The organism is Sphingosinithalassobacter sp. CS137, assembly GCF_014334115.1.
Taxonomy (GTDB): Bacteria; Pseudomonadota; Alphaproteobacteria; order Sphingomonadales; family Sphingomonadaceae; genus Sphingomonas.
In genome coordinates this window covers 1608717-1627452 of record NZ_CP060494.1, presented here as the reverse complement: position 1 = coordinate 1627452, position 18736 = coordinate 1608717, and the positions used below count along the sequence as shown (strand labels likewise).

The following is an 18736-nucleotide window of genomic DNA, read 5'->3' as shown; positions in this document are numbered from 1 at the left end:
GAGTGAGGGGGTGGCGAATCATTCAGTCGATCCGGCCGAGCTGGGGAATGGGTTTGGCTTCTGCGTCCGCGACACCGGCGGCGAGCGCTTCGAGCACTGCCTTGAGCTCGGGATCGGCGATGCCGCGCAGACTGTCGCCCATCGCTTCGGGCATCGGCTGACGCTCGGCGCGTGGCTGGGGAGCGGCGCGGCGGGCCACGTCGCCGTGGCGGATCGCGACCCGCGCGACCGCCGGATAGCCGAAGAAGCGATTCACGCGCTCGACGATCTCGGGGGCGAGATGCTGCATCATCGGCGCATGGGCGCCGGAAACGGTGAGCGTCAGCACGCCTTCGGCACGCTTGCCCTGCGGGAAGCGAATCGATTCGGGCGCCGACACACCCGCGAAGCGCTCGCCGACGATCTCGTTCCAGCGGCTGACCACCGAATGCTGGACGAAGCCGAACTTGCGGAAGGTGGCGCGGCCGACGTCCGGCAGCAGCTCGGACACGGGCCGTGCGCGCATCGCACGCTGCGGCTCGACAGGCTTTTGCCGGGATCGGGGGGACGGCTTTTTCATCTGAACAGACCCATGCCATAGGCGAGGCGTGCCCGACAATCATCCTCACGTCATCGCCGCCCTGCTTCTCGACTGGTACGATAGCCATGCGCGCGTCCTGCCCTGGCGGGCGCCGCCCGGCGCAGCGCGTGCGGACCCCTATGCGGTGTGGCTTTCCGAAGTGATGCTCCAGCAGACGCAGGTGCCCACCGTGCGGCCCTATTTCGAGAAGTTCCTAGCCCGCTGGCCCAGCTTCGCGGCGCTGGCGGCGGCCGACGAGGCCGAGCTGATGGCCGCATGGGCGGGGCTCGGCTATTATGCGCGGGCGCGCAATCTGCTGGCCTGTGCCCGTGCCGTGGCGGGCGAACATGGCGGCCGGCTTCCGGAGGACGAGGCGGCGCTGCGCGCGCTGCCCGGGATCGGCGGCTATACCGCGGCGGCGGTCTCGGCGATCGCCTTCGGCCGGCGCGCGGTGGTGGTCGATTCGAATGTCGAGCGCGTGGTGGCGCGGCTGTTCGCGATCTCTGATCCGCTGCCGGCCGCGAAACCCGCGATCCATGCCGCGACCGATTCGATTACGCCCGACGCGTGCGCGGGCGACTTCGCCCAGGCGATGATGGATCTCGGCAGCATGATCTGCACGGCCCGGGCGCCGCGCTGCCTCGCCTGTCCGCTGCGTGAGCGCTGCCGCGCGGCGGCCGAGGGCGCGCCCGAAGCCTATCCGGTGAAAGCCCGAAAGCCCGAGAAGCCGCGCCGCTTCGGCACCTTCTTCTGGGCCGAGCGCGACGGCGCGGTGCTGCTGGTGCGCCGCCCCGCACGCGGCCTGCTCGGCGGGATGCGCGCGCTGCCGACCGGGGAGTGGGGCGCCGAACCGCCGGGACTGGCGGCTTCGCCGTTCGCCGCGGAGTGGCGGCTGCTCGAACCGAGGGTACGCCATGTCTTCACGCACTTCCGGCTCGAGGCGGCGCTTGCGGCGGCTCCGTTCGCCGGGCATTCAGTGCCGCCGGAGAGCGAATGGTGGCCGATCGACGATCTCGGCTCGGCAGGACTGCCGACCGTGTTCGTTCGGGCGGTGCGGATGATGGAGAAACAGCGATGCGTGCAATGAGACAGTTCGGACTGACCGGCCTCGCCCTGGCGCTCGCCGCGAGCGCGGCCTGCGCGCAGACGGCGACGCAGACCCCGCCGGTCGAATCGCGTGTCGCCGCTTCGCAGGAGACTCAGGCGCTCGTCGATCGCTATGTGGCCGAAGACCGGACCAACGGCATCGTGATCGGCTATGGCGGCACGGGCGCGCCCGTGTTCGTTTCGGCCGGCCGCATCGCCGCCGAGGAGGGCGCCGCAGCGGCGGACGCCGATTCGCTCTGGCGCGTCTATTCGATGACGAAGCCGATAACCGGCATCGCGGCGATGATGCTGGTCGAAGAAGGCAAGCTGGAGCTCGATCAGCCGATTTCCGACTTCATTCCCGGCTTTGCCGAAATGAAGGTGCTGACCGATCCCGAGAACAGTCTCGAATCGCGCCCGGCCGCGCGCCCGATCACGGTCCGCCACCTGCTGACCCACACCGCCGGCCTCGGCTACACCATCGTCACCAAGGGCCCGCTGCTCGACGAATACAACCGGCTGGGGATCAATCCGGCGGCACTGAACGCGGCGCTGGAGCCGCAGATGCGCACCATCCGCCCCGATTCGCTCGAGGAATTCGCGAATCGCGTGGCCACGCTGCCGCTGATCGCCGATCCGGGCACCAGCTGGAGCTACTCGATCTCGCTCGACGTGCTGGCACGGGTGATCGAAGTGGCGGCGGGCATGCCGTTCGAGCGCTTCGTCCAGACCCGGCTGTTCGATCCGCTCGACATGGACTCGACCTATTGGACGGTGCCGCAGTCCGAGGTCGGCCGGTTCGCCACCAACTATGCCTGGGCGGGCGACAACCGGCTACCGGTCGATCCGGCCGGATCGTCGGTCTGGCTGACGCCGCCGAGCTTTCCCTATGGCGGCGCCGGGCTGGTGATGTCGGCGCGCAACTATGACCGTTTCCTGCACATGCTGCTCAACGAAGGCGTGCTGGACGGCACGCGCGTGCTGAAGCCGGAGACGGTGCGGCTCGCCATGTCGAACCTGCTGCCCGAAGGCGTCGCGTTCGGCGGCGTGGCGGGCAACACCGGCGGCACCACCGGCCCACGCATGGGCTATGGCGCCGGCGGATCGGTGTATCTCGACAGCGTTCCGGGTGGTGCGGGCGCGGGCACCTATGGCTGGGGCGGCGCCGCCGGTACGGCCGCCTGGGTCGATCCGACCAACAAGGTGCGCGGCGTCGTGATGGTCAATTACTTTCCCGCCGACAAATGGCCGCTGCGCGACGATGCGGTGCGCGCGATCTACACCGACATGGCGCAGTGATCCGGCCGGGCTTCACCGGCTGCACCCTCGATCGCGCCGACCGGCTGCGCCACGATGCCGAGGCGCTCGCCGCGGCAACGGGCGACTGGCGGGCGCGGCTGCTCAGGCTTGCCGCGCTCGATCCGGAGATTGACGACGCGGGGCGGCTCGGCTGGGGATCGCTCGCCGATGCGGCGGAGAATGCCGAGCTCGTCCTGCTCGGGCTAGACGAACGGCAGGTGCCGCACTTCGCCGCCGTCGATCCCGAGGAGCCGCCGGTGCGCGGGCGATCGCCCGCGCTGTTCCGGATGCTGGGGCTGATGCCGCCCGAGGAGGCGTCGCTCTATGCCGCCGCGCGCAGCGTGGTCGACTGGCACATGCGGCACCGCTTCTGCGCCGTGTGCGGACATGGCACCCAGGCCTTTCGCGCGGGCTGGGCACGCAAATGCCCCAATTGCGCCGCCGAGCATTTCCCGCGCACCGATCCGGTGGTGATCATGCTGATCGAGCACGACGACCGCGTGCTGGTGGGGCGCCAGCCCGGCTGGCCGCCCGGGCGCTATTCGGCGCTCGCGGGCTTTCTGGAGCCCGGCGAATCGATCGAGGAAGCGGTGGCGCGCGAAACGCTGGAGGAGGCGGGCGTGCGCGTGCACGGCATCCGCTATGTCGCCAGCCAGCCCTGGCCCTTCCCCTCCTCGCTGATGATCGCATGCATCGGCAGGGCGGAAGACGATGCGCTTACCGTCGATCCGAACGAGCTGGAGGATGCCTTGTGGGTGCCGCGGGCAGGCATCCGCGCGGCGCTGTCCGAGGAACCCGGCGCCCCCTTTGCCGCGCCCCCGCCTTATGCGATCGCGCACACGCTTATGCGGGCCTGGCTCGACGAGGCGTAGCCGTTTCGCCCGCCCGGACGGTCAGGGTCGCGGGCGCGCCTGACGATAGGTGCCGAGCAAACGCACCCATTTGCTGTGAAAGCCCAGCTCCGCCAGCGCGCGATCGACGGCGGGATCGCCGGGGCGGCCGACGATGTCGGCATAGAATTCGGACGCCGCGAAGCTGCCGCCGCGCTGATAGCTTTCGAGCTTGGTCATGTTGACGCCGTTGGTCGCGAAGCCGCCCAGCGCCTTGTAGAGTGCGGCGGGCACGTTCTTCACTTCAAAGACCAGGGTCGTCATGCACGGTCCGTCGCCTTTGGGCGCCGCGCCTTCGCGCGCCAGCAGCACGAAGCGCGTCATATTGTGATCGGCATCGGCGATGTCGGAGGCGAGCACGTCGAGGCCGTAGAGCGGCGCGGCGCCCGCCGGGGCAAGTGCGGCGATTTCGGGATTCGCCGTTTCGGCGACCAGCGCCGCCGCGCCGGCGGTGTCGGCATAGGCGACCGGGGTGATGCCGCGCGCGCGCAGCCACAGGCGGCACTGGCCGAGCGCCTGAACGTGGCTGGTCGCCTCGCGCACCTGCTCGAGCGTTCCGGTCCCGAGCAGTGCGTGGCGGATCGGCAGGAAATGTTCGCCGGTGATCACCAGCCCGGATTCGGGCAGCAGGAAATGAATGTCCGCGACTCGGCCGTGCAGCGAATTTTCGATCGGAATCATCGCGCGCGCGGCGCGACCTTCGCGCACCGCCTCGATCGCATCCTCGAAGCTGAAGCAGGGGAGCGGCAGCGCATCGGGCAGCGCCTCGCGCACGGCCATATGCGAATTGGCGCCGGGGGCACCCTGGAACGCGACGGCGCGATCCGGCGCAGCCGCCGCATCGGCGATCATGGCGGCGATGATCGGTCGCGCGGGCGCGGCGAAATTCTCCATGGGAGGGCGCGCTTAGACCTGCCGGACCCTGCGGGCAAGCCCGGCTTGCGATGCGCCAAGTGCCGCTCTAAAGGAGCACGACTTAATCCAAGGGTGCCGGGCAGCAGATGGACAATCGGACGAATACGATCGCGGGATGGGTTCTGGCGGGAGGCATTGCCGCGCTCGGGCTTACGATCGTCAGCGGGATGGTGTTTCACGCCGAGCGGCCCGAGAAGATGGGCTATCCGATCGAGGGCGTAGAGCTGGCGAGCGAAGGCGGCGATGCCGTCGCGCCGATCGCTACTCGCCTTGCCGCTGCGGACGTCGCCGCGGGCGAGAACGTCTTCAAGAAGTGCGCCGCCTGCCACACGATCAATCAGGGCGGCGCGAACGGCGTCGGCCCCAATCTCTGGGACACGGTGGGCAAGCCGCACGCGCACGTCGCCGGCTTCGCCTATTCGGACGCGCTGAAGTCTGTGCCCGGCGACTGGACCTTCGAGGCGCTCGACGCATGGTTCGAATCGCCGCGCCGCTATGCGCCCGGAACGAAGATGACCTTCGCCGGCCTTTCGGACCCCCAGGACCGTGCCAACCTGATCGCCTATCTGAACGCGCAGGGATCGAACCTGCCCTTCCCCGCGCCGCCGGCCCAGCCGGAAGCCGCGGCCGGCGAGGAAGTGGCGGGCGACGCCGAGCAGGGCGAAGCGAACGTCGATCAGTCGATCCCGACCGCCGATATCGAGGATCGGGCCGTGCCCAATCCTGCGGCGCCCTCGCTCGACCCGAGCGCGGCCGTACAGGCTGAGGAAAAGGCGGGGCTGCCGAAGAGCAATCGCTGAGCGGCTGACGCGCTGGCGCTCGCTCCGGCGGGCGCCTCAGCGCACCAGCAGCGCGTCGATCGCCGCGGCGAGGTCGAGGTCGCGCTGCGAAAGACCGCCTGCATCGTGGGTGGTGAGCAGCACGTCGACTCGATTCCAGACGTTCGACCATTCGGGATGATGGTCGGCTTTTTCGGCGAGCAGCGCGACTCGCGTCATGAAACCGAAGGCCTCGGAGAAGTCGTCGAAGGTGAAGCGCCGGGCAATGCCGTCACGCTCGGCATCGTGGTTCCAGTCGGGCAGATCGCCCAATGCGGCCTCGCGCTCGGCCTGACTCAGTTTCGCCACCATCGTCCTTCTCCTTGCCGTCGCTTCGCCTGCCGGACTATGGGCTAGGCCATGAACGGGCAAGCGCCGATGGCAACCGCACCCAGCGCCGAAGCGATCGAGCGGCTCGCGCGCGCGGCGCTCGCCAGGATTCCCGAGCCGTTCGGCAGCTATCTCGGCGATGTCGTGCTGATCGTCGAGGAATTTGCCGACGAGGAGACGCTCGCGGCGCTTGGCATCGAGGATCCGTTTCAGCTCACGGGCCTCTATCATGGGCGTCCCGTGGGGGAGAAATCCTCGTTCGATTCGGGCGCGCTGCCCGATCGAATCCATCTCTATCGCCGGCCGTTGCTCGACGAGTGGATCGAGACCGACGTGTCGCTCGAGGCGCTGGTCACCCACGTGGTCGTGCACGAAGTGGGCCATCACTTCGGCCTTTCCGACGACGACATGCATGCGCTGGAGGACGCGGCCGACGCGTGAACGCCGCGCGGCTCGCCTTCGATGATGTGACCTGCGCACGCGGGGGACGTCTGTTGTTCGAGGGGCTGAGCTTTGCCCTCGGCCCGGGCGATGGCGCGCTGGTTACGGGGCCGAACGGCGCGGGCAAATCGAGCCTGATCCGAGTGGCGGCGGGGCTGCTGCCGCCTGCCGGGGGGCGGGTGGAGGCGCAGGGCGCGCGCGCGCTGCTCAGCGAAACCGCCGCGCTCGATCCCGAGCTGACGGTGGTGCAGGCGCTCGATTTCTGGGCACGGCTCGACGGGCGCCGCGCGGCCGTGGCTGCCGCGCTGGTTGCGGTGGGGCTGGAAGCGCTGGCGGAGGTGCCTGTCCGGCTGCTCTCCACCGGCCAGCGGCGGCGCGCCGCGCTGGCGCGCGTGGTTGCAGGCGCGGCACCGGTCTGGCTGCTCGACGAACCCGCGAACGGGCTCGATGCCGATTCGGTCGCGCTGCTGGAGGCAGTGATCGAGACGCACCGCGCGGCGGGCGGGATCGTGCTGGTCGCCACGCATCTCCCGGTGCGCATGGCGCGGGCGATCACGGTGACGCTGGAGGCGCCGCTGTGAGCGGGTTCGGCGCGCTCATCTGGCGCGAATTGCGGCGCGGCTGGGCGCTGGGCGGCCTCGTGCTTCCGGTTGCCTTTTTCCTGCTGGTCGCGATCCTGTTCCCCTTCGCGATCGGCCCCGATGGGCGGCTGCTCGCGCGTGTGGGCGGGGGCGTGATCTGGGCGGCGGCGCTGCTTGCGGCGCTGCTCCCGGTCGAGCGTCTGATCGCGCCCGATGCCGAGAATGGCGTGCTGGATCAGCTCGCGGTGCGCGGGTTCGCCGAATCGACCGTCGCCGCGGCGAAGATGGCGGGCCATTGGCTCGGCTTCGGGCCTCCACTGCTCGGCGCAACGGTGATCGCCGCGGCGCTGCTCAATCTGAGCGGAGCGGCGCTGGGGCAGGTGCTGATCGGGCTTGCGATCGGCACGCCGGGTCTCGCCGCCCTTGGCGTGGCGACGGCGGCGCTGACGGCGGGGCTGCGGGGGGCCGGAGGGCTCGCGGGGCTCGTCATGCTGCCGTTCGCGGTGCCGCTGCTGATCTTCGGCGCGGGATCGGTGGGCGGCGAGCCCGGCGCGCTCAAGCTGCTCGGCGCCGTCAGCCTGCTGCTGGTCGCGGGCTGCCCCTTCGTCGCGGGGGCAGCGATCCGGATGGGTCGCAGCTGAGCCGGCTCAGCGGCTCCAGCGCGCGAAGATGGCGGTGGGGAGGAGCAGGCCGCGCGCTTCCTCGCGAACGGTAAGTTCGCCGCACTCCACCGTGCCGCCCAGATCTGCGAAATGCTGGCGCACGAGTTCGCCGATCGCCAGCGCCGACATGCGCACCGCATAGACGGTGAGAAACAGGAAGCGCGATTCGCCATCGAGCAGGCGGCGGCAGTCGGCGATCAGATCGGGGAGGCCTTCCTCCAGCTTCCACACCTCGCCATTGGGTCCGCGGCCCCATTTGGGCGGATCGAGGATGATGCCATCATAGCGGCGGCCGCGCCGAACTTCGCGCGCGACGAACTTGCCGGCATCTTCGACGATCCAGCGGACCGGGCGATCCTCCATGCCCGACAGTGCGGCATTTGCGCGCGCCGCCTCGACCGACTTCTTCGAGGCGTCGACGTGCACCATGCGGGCGCCCGCCGCCGCCAGCGCGAGCGTGCCGACGCCGGTATAGCCGAACAGGTTCATGCACTCGGGATCGGCCATGCCGGCGATCCGGCCGCGCATCCAGTGCCAGACGGGTGCCATGTCGGGAAAGAAGCCGAGATGGCGGAACGGGGTGGTGTGCGCGGTGAAGCGGGCCTCTTCCCACGCGAGCGACCAGCCTTCGCGCGGTACCGGCTTGTCGAAGGTCCAGCGGCCGCCGCCTTCCTCGTCCGATGCTGGCACGAATTCGCCATGCGCATCCCAGTCGTCACTGGCGGGTGCCCACAGCGCCTGTGGCTCGGGGCGGACGAAGCGATAGCGGCCATAGCGTTCGAGCTTGCGGCCGTTTCCCGAATCGAGAAGTCCGTACTCGGCCCAGGGTTCGCCGGCGAGGGTGATCAGGTCCATCGGCCGGGCTATTCGGTCGGCCGCGGCTGCGCCCGCTCGGCAATATAGCCGGTCACTGCCTCGAACGTCGCGGGCAGCACGTCATAACGCTCCTCGCGGTCGAACAGGTCGCCCACCCGGCGCGGGAGCGCGGGGCGCACGCCGGTCGCGCGTTCGACCGGATCGTCGAACTTGGAAGGATGCGCAGTCGCGAGCGTCACGACCTGGGTTTCGACCGGCAGGTCGGCACGGCGCGCGGCGGCGAGACCGATGCCGGTGTGTGGATCGATCACCTGGCCTGCCTCGGCGGCGGCCCAGCGCATTGCCTGGGACATGGCATCGGGATCGACACTGTCGCTCGCGAACCAGCGCGCCGCGCCTTCGCGCTGGGCATTGGTGAGCCGGATCGCCCGGTTGGTTTCGAACTCGGTCATCTGTGCGGCCATCGCGGCGCCGTCACGGCCCGCGAGATCGAACAGCAGCCGCTCGAAATTCGAGCTCACCTGAATGTCCATCGACGGCGCGGCCGTGGGCGTGACAATGCCCGCAGAATAGTCGCCGCCCGACAGTGCGCGGTGGAGGATGTCGTTGACGTTGGTGGCGACGATCAGCCGCTCCACCGGAAGCCCCATGCGCGCGGCGGCATAGCCGGCGAACACGTCGCCGAAATTGCCGGTAGGCACCGAAAAGGCGACCGGACGATCGGGCGCGCCGAGCCGGACGGCGGCGTAGAAATAATAGACGATCTGGGCCATCAGCCGCGCCCAGTTGATCGAATTCACCGCCGACAGCCTGAAGCGCCCGGCGAAATCGCGATCGTTGAACATTGCCTTCACCAGCGCCTGGGCGTCGTCGAAACTTCCCTCGATCGCGATATTGTGGACGTTCGGCGCCCGCACGGTGGTCATCTGACGGCGCTGCACGTCGCTCACCCGGCCCTTGGGGTGGAGCATGAAGATATCGACGCCGATCCGGCCCGCGACTGCATCGATCGCCGCCGAGCCAGTATCTCCCGACGTCGCGCCGACGATCGTGAGATGCGTGTCGCTGCCGGCAAGGAACTTCTCGAAGAGCAGGCCGAGCAGCTGGAGCGCAACGTCCTTGAAGGCGAGCGTGGGCCCGTGGAACAGCTCGAGCAGCCAATGCCGGTGATCGAGCTGGACGAGCGGCGTGACCGCGGCATGCGCGAACCGGCCATAGGCGGCTTGGCACAGCGCGCGCAGCTCGGCCTCGTCCAAATCGTCGCCGACGAACGGCCGCATCACGCGAACCGCCGTCTCTGCATAGGAAAGGCCGGCGAGGCCGGCGATCTCGTCGCGCGTGAAGCTCGGCCAGGATTCGGGGACATAGAGGCCGCCGTCGACGGCGAGGCCGGCGAGCGTGACATCTCGGAAACCCAGCATGGGCGCGCGGCCCCGGGTGCTCTGATAGCGCATGGTGCGCTGCGGCTTAGCGATCGGCCGAGGGGGCGGCAAGAAACTCTGGCTTTCAGGTGCCCGGCGTCGCGCTGTCATCATTGCCGGGCGAACGCTCCCGCCGCCGTCTCAGCGCGAGGATGTAGATCACGAGCGCGATCGCGGCGAAGGCGAACCATTGCACTGCATAGGCGAGGTGATTGTTCGGCACGCCCGCAGGATCGGGACGGGCGCTCGCCTCAAGGCCCGGGGCGGGAGTGTCGGCGACGAGCATCAGCAGCGTCGGGCCGGGCGTGGAAAAGATCGACGCGAAGGCGGAACGCTCGACGGGAGCGGGAACGATGGTGCCGCTGATTTCGCCGCCCTGCCATTGCGGCTCGAACACGGGGTCCGCGGTGACGCCGACTTCGACCAGCAGCAGCGGCCCTTCGGCGCCGCCGGTGCGGCACTCGGCGATGAAGCGATAGCCGCTGGTTCCGGTGGCGCTACGCCCGCCGCGGCGGCGCCAGCCGACCGGTTCGAGGCAGAAGGCGTGCGCCTGGCGATAGAGATACTCCTCGCCCACGGGCGGGCGGGGAAAGGTGATCGGCGGCCGTTCGAGATTGGCTTCGAAGCGTGCGATCAGCGCTTCCTTCCACTCGCGCCGGTCGAGCTGCCACAGGCCGAGCCCGATCATGGCGGCCACGGCAAGGCCGACGAGCAGCGTCGGCAGGATCGGCAGCCGCGGAATCACGTGTCGCGCCGCAGCCGGCCTTCGCGCGCGGCGTTCTTGTATTCGAGCGCGAGCAGCAGTGCCTTGGTGTAGCGCAGCGACACGATCACCAGCGCCAGCGTGAGCGGAATCCAGAGCAGCGCGTGGAGCCAGAAGGGCGGCTCGGCGGCCAGTTCGAGAATCAGCGCCAGGATGGTGACGATCGTGCCGATGCCGAGGGTGAGGAACACGACCGGCCCGTCACCGACGTTGAACGCCGAGAAGTCGAGCCCGCAGGCGCGGCAGCGATCGGCAAAGGCGAGATAACTTCGGAAGAGCGTATTCGCGCCGCAGCGCGGACACAGGCCCTTCAGCGCCGCATCGGCAGGAGCCGGTTCCTGCCCGGTACCGGCTCCTTCATCCATGTCAGCCGTGAACCGGCGCGCCGGCGAAGCCCCAGACGTAGATCGACACGAACAGGAACAGCCAGACGACGTCGACAAAGTGCCAATACCAGGCCGCCGCTTCGAAGCCGAAATGCTGGCGGGGGGTGAAGTGGCCCTTGTAGAGGCGAATCAGGTTCACGATCAGGAAGATCGTGCCGACGATCACGTGAAAGCCGTGGAAGCCGGTCGCCATGAAGAAGGCGCCGCCGAACGAAGTGCCGATTGGATCGGTGGAGGTTGCTTCGAAGGCGAAGGGCGCGTGGATATATTCATAGGCCTGGATCGCCGTGAAGATCAGGCCCAGGATGATCGTGATCCACAGGCCGTTGATCGCGTCCCTGCGATTGTTGTGGATCAGCGCGTGGTGCGACCAGGTGAGGGTGGTGCCCGAGCAGAGAAGGATCAGCGTGTTGAGCAGCGGGAGCCCCCAGGCGCTGATCACTTCCATGCCCACCGGTGGCCACTGACCGCCGACCACTTCGACCGTGGAGGGGAAGAGCGCGAAATCGAACCAGGCCCAGAACCAGCCGACGAAGAACATCACTTCGGAGGCGATGAACAGGATCATGCCGTAGCGCATGTGAAGCTGCACCACCGGCGTGTGATCGCCGGCATGCGCCTCGCGCACGACATCGGCCCACCAGGAGAACATCGTGACGAGCACGCCGGTCAGCCCCGCCAGGAAAACCCACCAGGCGCCCGCCGCCTCATGCATGAGCATGACGCCACCGACGGCAAGCACGAATGCCGACAACGAGCCCATCAAGGGCCAGATGCTCGGCGGCAGGATGTGATATTGGTGGTTCTTGGCTCCGGCCATCGGCGTGTCCCTTGGTCCCTTGTTCTGGCGTGCTCTAACCCGTGGTCCGGTCGGAATCCACAGGGTAAAAAGTGTAGGAAAGCGTGATTTCCTGAACGTCGCGCGCGTCCGGATCCTCGCGGATCGCCGGATCGACGAAATAGATCACCGGCATGCGCATCGTTTCGCCCGGCTGCAGCGTCTGCTCGGTGAAGCAGAAACACTGGATCTTGCTGAAATATTTGCCGGCTTGCGCGGGCGTGACGTTGAAGGTGGCGGTCCCGGTAACGGGAACGTCCGAATTGTTGGTCGCGACGAAGAAGGCCATGTCGCGCGCGCCCACGTCGATCTTGCCCGAGCGCACCTCCGGCGCAAAGCTCCACGGCAGGCGTGGATCGGTGTTGCTGTCGAACGCCACGGTGATCTGCTCGCCGGTCGCGCCGGGCGCCTCGAGCGCGCGCTGGGTAGTGCCGTTGAGGCCGGTCACCTGGCAGAAGACGCGATAGAGCGGGACGCTGGCGAAGCCCAGGCCGGTCATGCCGACCACGCCCAGTGCAGCGAGCATCGCAGTGCGCATGTTGCGGTTCATGATGTGCTCCCTGCCTGGATCTTCACGATCGCGATCGCGAAGATCAGGATCACGAATGCGCCGAGCAGCAGCGCCATTACGCGGGCGCGCGAGCGCTGGCGGGCGCGAATCAGATCCAGCTGGTCATCGTGCGGAGCGGTCATGCGAGCATCCGGTCCGCCGCGACGGCGGAAAAGAGGAGGAAGAGATAGAGGATCGAATAGCGGAAGAGCCGCTTTTCGGGACGCATCGCATCGCCTTCACCCGTCGTCCGCAATGCGATCGCGGCGGCGAACAGCAGGAAGAGCGCCGTCGCGGCGACGGCGATCACCCCATAGAGCGCGCCGGTGAGTCCGAGCGGCCAGGGCGCGACCGCCACTGCCGCCATCGGCAGACTGTAGAGCCCCACCTGATGCCGCGTCACGCGCTCGCCCGCCACCACCGGCAGCATCGGCACGCCGGCATTGGCGTAATCGGTCTTCACGAACAGCGCGAGCGCCCAGAAATGCGGCGGCGTCCACAGGAACACGAGCGCGAACAGCAGGACCGGCAGCAGCGCCACCTCGCCGGTGGCCGCGGCCCAGCCGATCAGCGGCGGAAAGGCCCCGGCCGCGCCGCCGATCACGATGTTCTGCGGCGTCCGGCGCTTCAGCCAGACAGTGTATACGAGAACGTAGAAGAGGATCGAGGCGGCGAGGATCGCGGCCGCGAGCAAGTTGATCGCGAAGAACATCAGCACGACCGAAGCGACGGCCACGCCAACGCCGAAATGCAGCGCCGACTGGCGGTCCATCCGGCCGGCGGGCAGCGGACGTCCCTGCGTCCGCTTCATCTTCGCGTCGAGATCGGCCTCATACCACTGGTTGAGCGCGCCGGCGGCTCCGGCCCCGAGCGCGATGCACAGGATCGCAGTGAAGCCGAGCACCGGATGGATCGGCTGGGGCGCGGCGAGCATGCCGCAGAGGCCGGTAAAGACGACCAGCGTCATCACGCGCGGCTTGGTGAGCGCGAGGAAATCGCGCCAGTCGGCCGGCAGTGCCACGGGGTTCAAGGCAGCGGGAGTCATGATCGGCTGCCCTATAGGCCTCGGAAGCCGCGGAGAAAAGGCAGGATTCGTCGTCGGGCGCGGGGCGGCGGCGGGGACGGGGCATCCTCTTCGGTCTCTTCTTCGATCGGGCCGCGCCAATTGTGGTTGGAAACGCCCTCCAGCACCTCGACCATATAGTCGCCGTCGGGCTTGTCGGCGAACCAGGCGCGGGCGCGATCGAGCGCCCGGCGCTCGAACCCGGCGCGCGCAGCGGGCGCGAGGCGGTCGCGAAAGTCGCAAAGTGCGCCCCGCCCGAATTCAAGCGCACGCGCCCGGGCGCGCGGCGCCATGTCGGGCGTGGCCCCGATTTCCAGGAACCGCCGGAACGGCCCGGCGAAGAAGCCCGGCTCGTCGAGCGCGGTGCAGTCGCGAGAGGCGTCGTGGAGCGCGCTATAGTCCGTGATCGCGGACCAGTCGGGCACCGAATGCTTGGCCATGATAACTGTATGCCCCAGCACGTGCCCGACAGCAAAGCGCCCCGGAGTTTCCCCCGGGGCGCCTGCGGTTGCAGTTGCCGTGCGATCAGTGGTGCTTGTCGTCCTCGATCACCGGCAGCGTCTCGAACTGGTGGAACGGCGGCGGGCTGGAAAGCGTCCATTCCAGCGTGGTCGCGCCTTCGCCCCACGGATTGCCTTCGGCCCGGCGCCCGCCGACCAGCGACATGATGAGGTTGACGAAGAACACCAGCATGCCTGCGGCCATGATGACATAGCCGATGCTCGCGATCTCGTTCCAGTGCGCATAGGCGTCCGGATAGTCGGGATAGCGGCGCGGCATGCCCTGCAGGCCCAGGAAGTGCATCGGGAAGAACAGGATGTTCACGCCGGCGAAGAACACCCAGAAGTGCACCTGGCCGAGAACCTCGTTGTACATCCGCCCGAACATTTTCGGGAACCAGTAGTAGAAGCCGGCGAAGAGCGCGAAGACCGCACCCAGCGACAGCACATAGTGGAAATGCGCGACCACATAATAGGTGTCGTGCATATAGTCGTCGACGCCGCCGTTGGCGAGCACGACACCGGTCACGCCGCCCACGGTGAACATGAAGATGAAGCCGATCGACCAGAGCATCGGCGTCTTGAAGCTGATGGAGCCGCCCCACATCGTCGCGATCCACGAGAAGATCTTGATACCGGTAGGCACCGCGATCACCATCGTCGCCGCAGTGAAGTACATCTTCACGTTCACCGACAGGCCCGTGGTGAACATGTGGTGGGCCCAGACGATGAAGCCGACCAGGCCGATCGCGACCATGGCATAGGCCATGCCGAGATAGCCGAACACCGGCTTGCGGCTGAAGGTCGCGACGATCTGGCTGACGATGCCGAAGCCCGGCAGGATCATGATGTACACTTCGGGGTGGCCGAAGAACCAGAACAGATGCTGGTAAAGGATCGGGTCACCGCCGACCGAGGCGTCGTAGAAGCCGGTGCCGAAGTTACGATCGGTGAGCAGCATGGTGATCGCAGCGGCGAGCACGGGAAGCGCCAGCAGCAGCAGGAAGGCGGTGATCAGCACCGACCACACGAACAGCGGCATCTTGTGCAGCGTCATGCCCGGCGCGCGCATGTTGAAGATGGTGGTGATGAAGTTGATCGCGCCCAGGATCGAGCTGACGCCCGCGAGGTGGAGCGACAGGATCGCCATGTCGACCGAGGGACCCGGCTCGCCATAGGTGGAGAGCGGCGCATAGGCCGTCCAGCCCACGCCCGCGCCGACGCCGACGAACGGCGAGGCGAGCAGCAGCAGGAACGCGGGGACGAGCAGCCAGAAAGAGATGTTGTTCATGCGCGGGAACGCCATGTCCGGCGCGCCGATCATGATCGGAACGAACCAGTTGCCGAAGCCGCCGATCATCGCCGGCATCACCATGAAGAACACCATGATGAGGCCGTGCGCGGTGATCAGCACGTTCCAGAAGTGCATGGCCTCGTCGAACGTCTGCTCGCCGCCATGGGCCATGCTGGCCATCCACTGGAGATGCTGGATGCCCGGCTCGGCGAGTTCCCAGCGCATCAGGCCGGAAATCGCGCCGCCGATGATCCCCGCGATGATCGCGAAGATCAGGTAGAGCGTGCCGATGTCCTTGTGGTTGGTCGACATGAACCAGCGGGCGAAGAAGCCCGGAACATGCTCGTCGTGATGGTCGTGCGCAGGATCGCCATGCGCTTCGAAGCGGTTGGGTGTGAGAGCCGTGTCGGTCATGTCTTACTGGTCCGTCTGTCCGAGGCCGCCGCCGTTCTGGGTCGCCGCCGCGTCGGTGACGGGGACGGTCCGCACGGTGTCGTCGATGGTCACGTTGGTGACGTTGGGAACGATGGTTTCGGTGGGGGTCGTGGTGGTGTCGCCCTCGTCGGCGCCCGGCTGCATGGGCGGAGCATCGGACGGGGAGTCGGCCTCGGGCATGGTGCCGCCCTTGGCGCGGATCCACTGCGCGAAGACTTCGGGCGCAACGGCTTCGACTGCGATCGGCATGAACGCGTGGCGCGCGCCGCACAGTTCCGAGCACTGGCCGAAATAGAGGCCCGGCTGCTCGATGGTGAAGGTCGTCTCGTTGAGGCGGCCCGGCACCGCGTCCAGCTTCACCCAGAAGGCGGGGATCGCCCAGCTGTGGATCACGTCGGTGGCGGTGGTGATCAGCCGGATCGGCACGCCCACCGGCAGCACGACGCGGTTGTCGGTGGCGAGCAGGCGCGGACCGTCGGCATCGGTGCGATAGCGCTGGCCGGCTTCGACCTCGCCCTGCTCGCGCAGCATGTTCGACACGATCGAGACGCCGCCGTGATCGGGGTATTCATAGGACCAGAACCACTGGTTGCCGATCGCCTTGAGCGTCACCGCATTGTCGGGCGCCGGGCGATACTGCGCTGCGAGCAGGCGGATCGAGGGGACCGCGATCGCCAGCAGGATGAGCACCGGCACCAGCGTCCAGACGACTTCGACCAGCGTGTTGTGCGCGGTCCGCGACGGCGTGGGGTTGGCGGCGCGGCGATAGTGGATCACGACATAGACCAGCAGCGCCAGCACAATCAGCGAGATCAACACGATCAGCGGGAGCAGTACCTGGTTGTGGAACCAGTGCGCCTCGCGGCCGGTGGGCGTGACCTGGCTCTGCAGGCCGATTTCGCGGTCGGCGGGCTGGCCGAAACCGGGAGCGGCCTGAAGCAGCGGAGAGCCGTCTGCGCGCAGCGTGGGATCGGGAAGGGCGCCCGGCGCTTCCGGCAGCGGAGCCGCGGCAGTGACCGGGGGCGTATTGCCCATATATTCCGGCGGCGTCGTCGCGGCCGGCACGTCGAGAGCGCCCGCAGCCGTCGTCGGCGTGGCGGACGGCTCGGTCTGGGCGGTGGCGGGACCCGCCAGCACCAGTCCCGCCGCGAGGAAAATCGAAGTCAACCCAGGCATGCGCATCGTATCGTATCACCCTTTCAGGAGCGCCGTCGGCCGGCCGCAAGGGGCAGGAGAATTCCTGATTGCAAGGGCCTATACGCGCGCAACCCGCGTGTCTCAAGCTTGTGACGGCCCCTTTCTTCCCGTGGTTGCGACACGTCAAGGCGCAGCCTAAGAGTCGCGGCCGTTCGAACAGCGGAAAGCATCTGGTGACCGGCGACGAGATTCTGGCGGAGTTCCGCGATGCGGGCGCGCTTCTGGAGGGACATTTCATCCTTTCCTCGGGGCTGCGGTCCCCCGTATTTCTCCAGAAGATGCGGATTTTCGAAGATCCGGTGCGTACCGAGCGGGTCTGCGGCGCGCTTGGCGCGGCGATCCGCGAATCGTTCGGCGAAGTGGATCTGGTCGTTTCACCGGCGATCGGCGGCATCATTCCCGGCTATGAGACGGCGCGTGCGCTCGGCTGCAAGGCCGTGTTCGTCGAGCGCGAGGACGGCGAATTCCAGCTGCGGCGGGGATTCGAGATTCCCAAGGGCGCGCGCGTGGTGATGGTGGAGGATATCGTCACAACCGGGCTTTCGTCGCGCGAGTGCCTCGCCGCGATCCGCAAGCATCCCGCCACGCTGCTCGGCGCGGCGTGCATCGTCGACCGATCGAATGGAACCGCGGATGTGGGCGTGCCGCTCGTCTCGCTGCTCAAGATGGACGTGCCCGCCTATCCCGCCGATCAGCTTCCGCCCGAGCTGGCCGCGATTCCCGCGGTGAAGCCCGGAAGCCGGGTACCGGCGTGACCGGGCACCTGCGCCTCGGCGTCAACATCGATCACGTCGCCACCGTGCGCAACGCACGCGGATCGGGCTATCCCGATCCGGTGCGGGCGGCGCTGCTCGCGGCCGAGGCGGGGGCGGACGGCATCACCGCGCATCTGCGCGAGGACCGGCGCCACATCACCGACGACGATATCGCCCGGCTTTCCGAAGGGCTGCCGATTCCGCTCAACCTCGAAATGGCGGCGACCGACGAGATGCTGGCGATCGCGCTGCGCCACCGCCCCCACGCGGTATGCATCGTTCCCGAAAAGCGCGAGGAGCGGACCACCGAAGGCGGGCTGGACGCGGCGGGGCAGCACGATCACCTCGCGCCGATGGTCGCCAGGCTGCGCGACAACGGCAGCCGCGTGTCGCTGTTCATCGAGCCCGATGCGCGGCAGATCGATGCGGCGATCCGGCTGGGCGCGCCCGTGGTCGAACTGCACACCGGCCGCTATGCCGAACTGGCGGGGGCCGAACAGACGGACGAGTTGCGCCGGCTTTCCGACGCGGCGGCGCTGGCGGCGAAGAACGGGATCGAAGTGCATGCCGGCCACGGCCTCACCTTCGACAATGTCGTCCCGGTCGCGGCGATTCCCCAGCTCGCCGAGCTGAACATCGGCCATTTCCTGATCGGCGAGGCGATCTTCGACGGGCTTGTGCCGGTCGTACGGCGGATGCGCGGCCTGATGGACGAGGCGCGGTGAGCGCATGATCATCGGCATGGGCTCAGACCTCTGCAATATCGAGCGGATCCAAAATTCGCTCGATCGCTTCGGAACGCGGTTCGAGAACCGGGTGTTTACCGAAACCGAGCTAGCGAAGGCGAAGCGGCGGCCGCACACCTATGCCGCGACTCTGGCAAAGCGGTTCGCCGCGAAAGAGGCCTTTTCGAAGGCGGTTGGCACCGGGTTCAAGCAGGGCGTGTTCCTGAAGGACATCGGTGTGGTAAATGCGCGATCGGGAGCGCCCACACTGGCGCTGACCGGCGGAGCGCGCGCGCGGCTTGACGCGCTCGTCCCCGCTGGCCACCTCGCCCGCGTACATCTGACGCTCACGGACGACCATCCATGGGCGATGGCGCTGGTGGTGATCGAGGCGCTGGCGCAAGAAGGATAG

General features: G+C 68.1%; 24 protein-coding genes. 10 read left to right on the top strand and 14 right to left on the bottom strand.

Annotated elements, in window-relative coordinates; all coding sequences use genetic code 11:
• Positions 1-22: 22 nt before the first annotated feature.
• Positions 23-505: a DUF721 domain-containing protein gene (locus H7V21_RS08030; protein ID WP_262503772.1), complete on the bottom strand. Its 483-nt coding sequence runs from the start codon at positions 503-505 to the stop codon at positions 23-25.
• Between the two features lie 82 nt (positions 506-587).
• Between H7V21_RS08030 and mutY the strand changes: the two genes are divergently transcribed.
• From mutY to nudC, 3 genes are read left to right on the top strand one after another with little or no spacing between them, the layout of a single operon-like run.
• Entirely contained in the window at positions 588-1646 is a 1059-nt protein-coding gene (gene mutY / locus H7V21_RS08025) for an A/G-specific adenine glycosylase (protein WP_188053013.1), read from the top strand.
• On the top strand, positions 1634-2944 hold the full coding sequence (locus tag H7V21_RS08020) for a serine hydrolase domain-containing protein (RefSeq protein ID WP_262503771.1): 1311 nt from the start codon (positions 1634-1636) through the stop codon (positions 2942-2944). Before mutY ends, H7V21_RS08020 begins: the two co-directional genes overlap by 13 nt.
• On the top strand, positions 2941-3816 hold the full coding sequence (nudC, locus tag H7V21_RS08015) for an NAD(+) diphosphatase (RefSeq protein ID WP_262503770.1): 876 nt from the start codon (positions 2941-2943) through the stop codon (positions 3814-3816). Before H7V21_RS08020 ends, nudC begins: the two co-directional genes overlap by 4 nt.
• A 21-nt stretch (positions 3817-3837) precedes the next feature.
• On the opposite strand, the gene H7V21_RS08010 is transcribed toward nudC, so the two are convergent.
• A complete protein-coding gene (locus H7V21_RS08010) occupies positions 3838-4728 on the bottom strand; it encodes a prephenate dehydratase (RefSeq protein WP_188053011.1) in 891 nt (296 codons plus the stop codon).
• Between the two features lie 107 nt (positions 4729-4835).
• Here H7V21_RS08010 and H7V21_RS08005 point away from each other — a divergent pair, with 107 nt between their 5' ends.
• Positions 4836-5549 carry a c-type cytochrome gene (locus H7V21_RS08005; RefSeq protein ID WP_188053010.1) on the top strand — a complete coding sequence of 238 codons (714 nt, stop codon included), beginning with the start codon at positions 4836-4838 and terminating at the stop codon, positions 5547-5549.
• Between the two features lie 36 nt (positions 5550-5585).
• Here H7V21_RS08005 and H7V21_RS08000 read toward each other — a convergent pair whose 3' ends face one another.
• Positions 5586-5879 (bottom strand): 4a-hydroxytetrahydrobiopterin dehydratase, encoded by a 294-nt coding sequence (locus H7V21_RS08000; protein ID WP_188053009.1) that lies wholly within the window; start codon positions 5877-5879, stop codon positions 5586-5588.
• Between the two features lie 66 nt (positions 5880-5945).
• Between H7V21_RS08000 and H7V21_RS07995 the strand changes: the two genes are divergently transcribed.
• From H7V21_RS07995 to H7V21_RS07985, 3 genes are read left to right on the top strand one after another with little or no spacing between them, the layout of a single operon-like run.
• Positions 5946-6338, top strand: a complete 393-nt coding sequence (locus H7V21_RS07995) for a metallopeptidase family protein (RefSeq protein ID WP_262503769.1) — start codon at positions 5946-5948, stop codon at positions 6336-6338.
• Positions 6335-6919 (top strand): heme ABC exporter ATP-binding protein CcmA, encoded by a 585-nt coding sequence (gene ccmA / locus H7V21_RS07990; RefSeq protein WP_188053007.1) that lies wholly within the window; start codon positions 6335-6337, stop codon positions 6917-6919. The genes H7V21_RS07995 and ccmA overlap by 4 nt, the downstream gene beginning before the upstream one ends.
• Entirely contained in the window at positions 6916-7560 is a 645-nt protein-coding gene (locus H7V21_RS07985; protein ID WP_188053006.1) for a heme exporter protein CcmB, read from the top strand. The genes ccmA and H7V21_RS07985 overlap by 4 nt, the downstream gene beginning before the upstream one ends.
• A 6-nt stretch (positions 7561-7566) precedes the next feature.
• On the opposite strand, the gene H7V21_RS07980 is transcribed toward H7V21_RS07985, so the two are convergent.
• The 11 genes from H7V21_RS07980 to coxB form a co-directional block, all read right to left on the bottom strand.
• A complete protein-coding gene (locus H7V21_RS07980; protein ID WP_188053005.1) occupies positions 7567-8436 on the bottom strand; it encodes a class I SAM-dependent methyltransferase in 870 nt (289 codons plus the stop codon).
• An 8-nt stretch (positions 8437-8444) separates the two neighbouring features.
• The gene (thrC, locus tag H7V21_RS07975; protein WP_188053004.1) at positions 8445-9851 is read right to left on the bottom strand and encodes a threonine synthase; all 1407 of its coding nucleotides are present in this window, start codon (positions 9849-9851) and stop codon (positions 8445-8447) included.
• Positions 9852-9903: 52 nt separating this feature from the next.
• Complete coding sequence (locus H7V21_RS07970; RefSeq protein ID WP_188056427.1) at positions 9904-10560, bottom strand: SURF1 family protein; 657 nt, start codon at positions 10558-10560, stop codon at positions 9904-9906.
• Positions 10560-10946 carry a DUF983 domain-containing protein gene (locus H7V21_RS07965; RefSeq protein WP_188053003.1) on the bottom strand — a complete coding sequence of 129 codons (387 nt, stop codon included), beginning with the start codon at positions 10944-10946 and terminating at the stop codon, positions 10560-10562. The genes H7V21_RS07970 and H7V21_RS07965 overlap by 1 nt, the downstream gene beginning before the upstream one ends.
• Position 10947: 1 nt before the next feature.
• On the bottom strand, positions 10948-11787 hold the full coding sequence (locus H7V21_RS07960) for a cytochrome c oxidase subunit 3 (RefSeq protein WP_188053002.1): 840 nt from the start codon (positions 11785-11787) through the stop codon (positions 10948-10950).
• A gap of 34 nt (positions 11788-11821) precedes the next feature.
• Complete coding sequence (locus H7V21_RS07955; protein WP_188053001.1) at positions 11822-12355, bottom strand: cytochrome c oxidase assembly protein; 534 nt, start codon at positions 12353-12355, stop codon at positions 11822-11824.
• Entirely contained in the window at positions 12352-12498 is a 147-nt protein-coding gene (locus H7V21_RS07950) for a hypothetical protein (RefSeq protein ID WP_188053000.1), read from the bottom strand. Before H7V21_RS07950 ends, H7V21_RS07955 begins: the two co-directional genes overlap by 4 nt.
• Positions 12495-13400 (bottom strand): heme o synthase, encoded by a 906-nt coding sequence (locus tag H7V21_RS07945; protein WP_188052999.1) that lies wholly within the window; start codon positions 13398-13400, stop codon positions 12495-12497. Before H7V21_RS07945 ends, H7V21_RS07950 begins: the two co-directional genes overlap by 4 nt.
• Before the next feature lie 11 nt (positions 13401-13411).
• Complete coding sequence (locus H7V21_RS07940; RefSeq protein ID WP_188052998.1) at positions 13412-13858, bottom strand: hypothetical protein; 447 nt, start codon at positions 13856-13858, stop codon at positions 13412-13414.
• 85 nt (positions 13859-13943) lie between these two features.
• Positions 13944-15626: a cytochrome c oxidase subunit I gene (gene ctaD / locus H7V21_RS07935; protein WP_188052997.1), complete on the bottom strand. Its 1683-nt coding sequence runs from the start codon at positions 15624-15626 to the stop codon at positions 13944-13946.
• A 3-nt stretch (positions 15627-15629) separates the two neighbouring features.
• Positions 15630-16823, bottom strand: coding sequence for a cytochrome c oxidase subunit II (gene coxB / locus H7V21_RS07930; protein WP_410482655.1), 1194 nt, complete (start codon positions 16821-16823; stop codon positions 15630-15632).
• A 194-nt stretch (positions 16824-17017) separates the two neighbouring features.
• On the opposite strand from coxB, the gene pyrE reads away from it, so the two are divergent.
• From pyrE to acpS, 3 genes are read left to right on the top strand one after another with little or no spacing between them, the layout of a single operon-like run.
• A complete protein-coding gene (pyrE, locus tag H7V21_RS07925; protein ID WP_188052995.1) occupies positions 17018-17599 on the top strand; it encodes an orotate phosphoribosyltransferase in 582 nt (193 codons plus the stop codon).
• A complete protein-coding gene (locus H7V21_RS07920; RefSeq protein ID WP_188052994.1) occupies positions 17596-18324 on the top strand; it encodes a pyridoxine 5'-phosphate synthase in 729 nt (242 codons plus the stop codon). The genes pyrE and H7V21_RS07920 overlap by 4 nt, the downstream gene beginning before the upstream one ends.
• A 4-nt stretch (positions 18325-18328) precedes the next feature.
• Positions 18329-18736, top strand: coding sequence for a holo-ACP synthase (acpS, locus tag H7V21_RS07915; protein ID WP_188052993.1), 408 nt, complete (start codon positions 18329-18331; stop codon positions 18734-18736).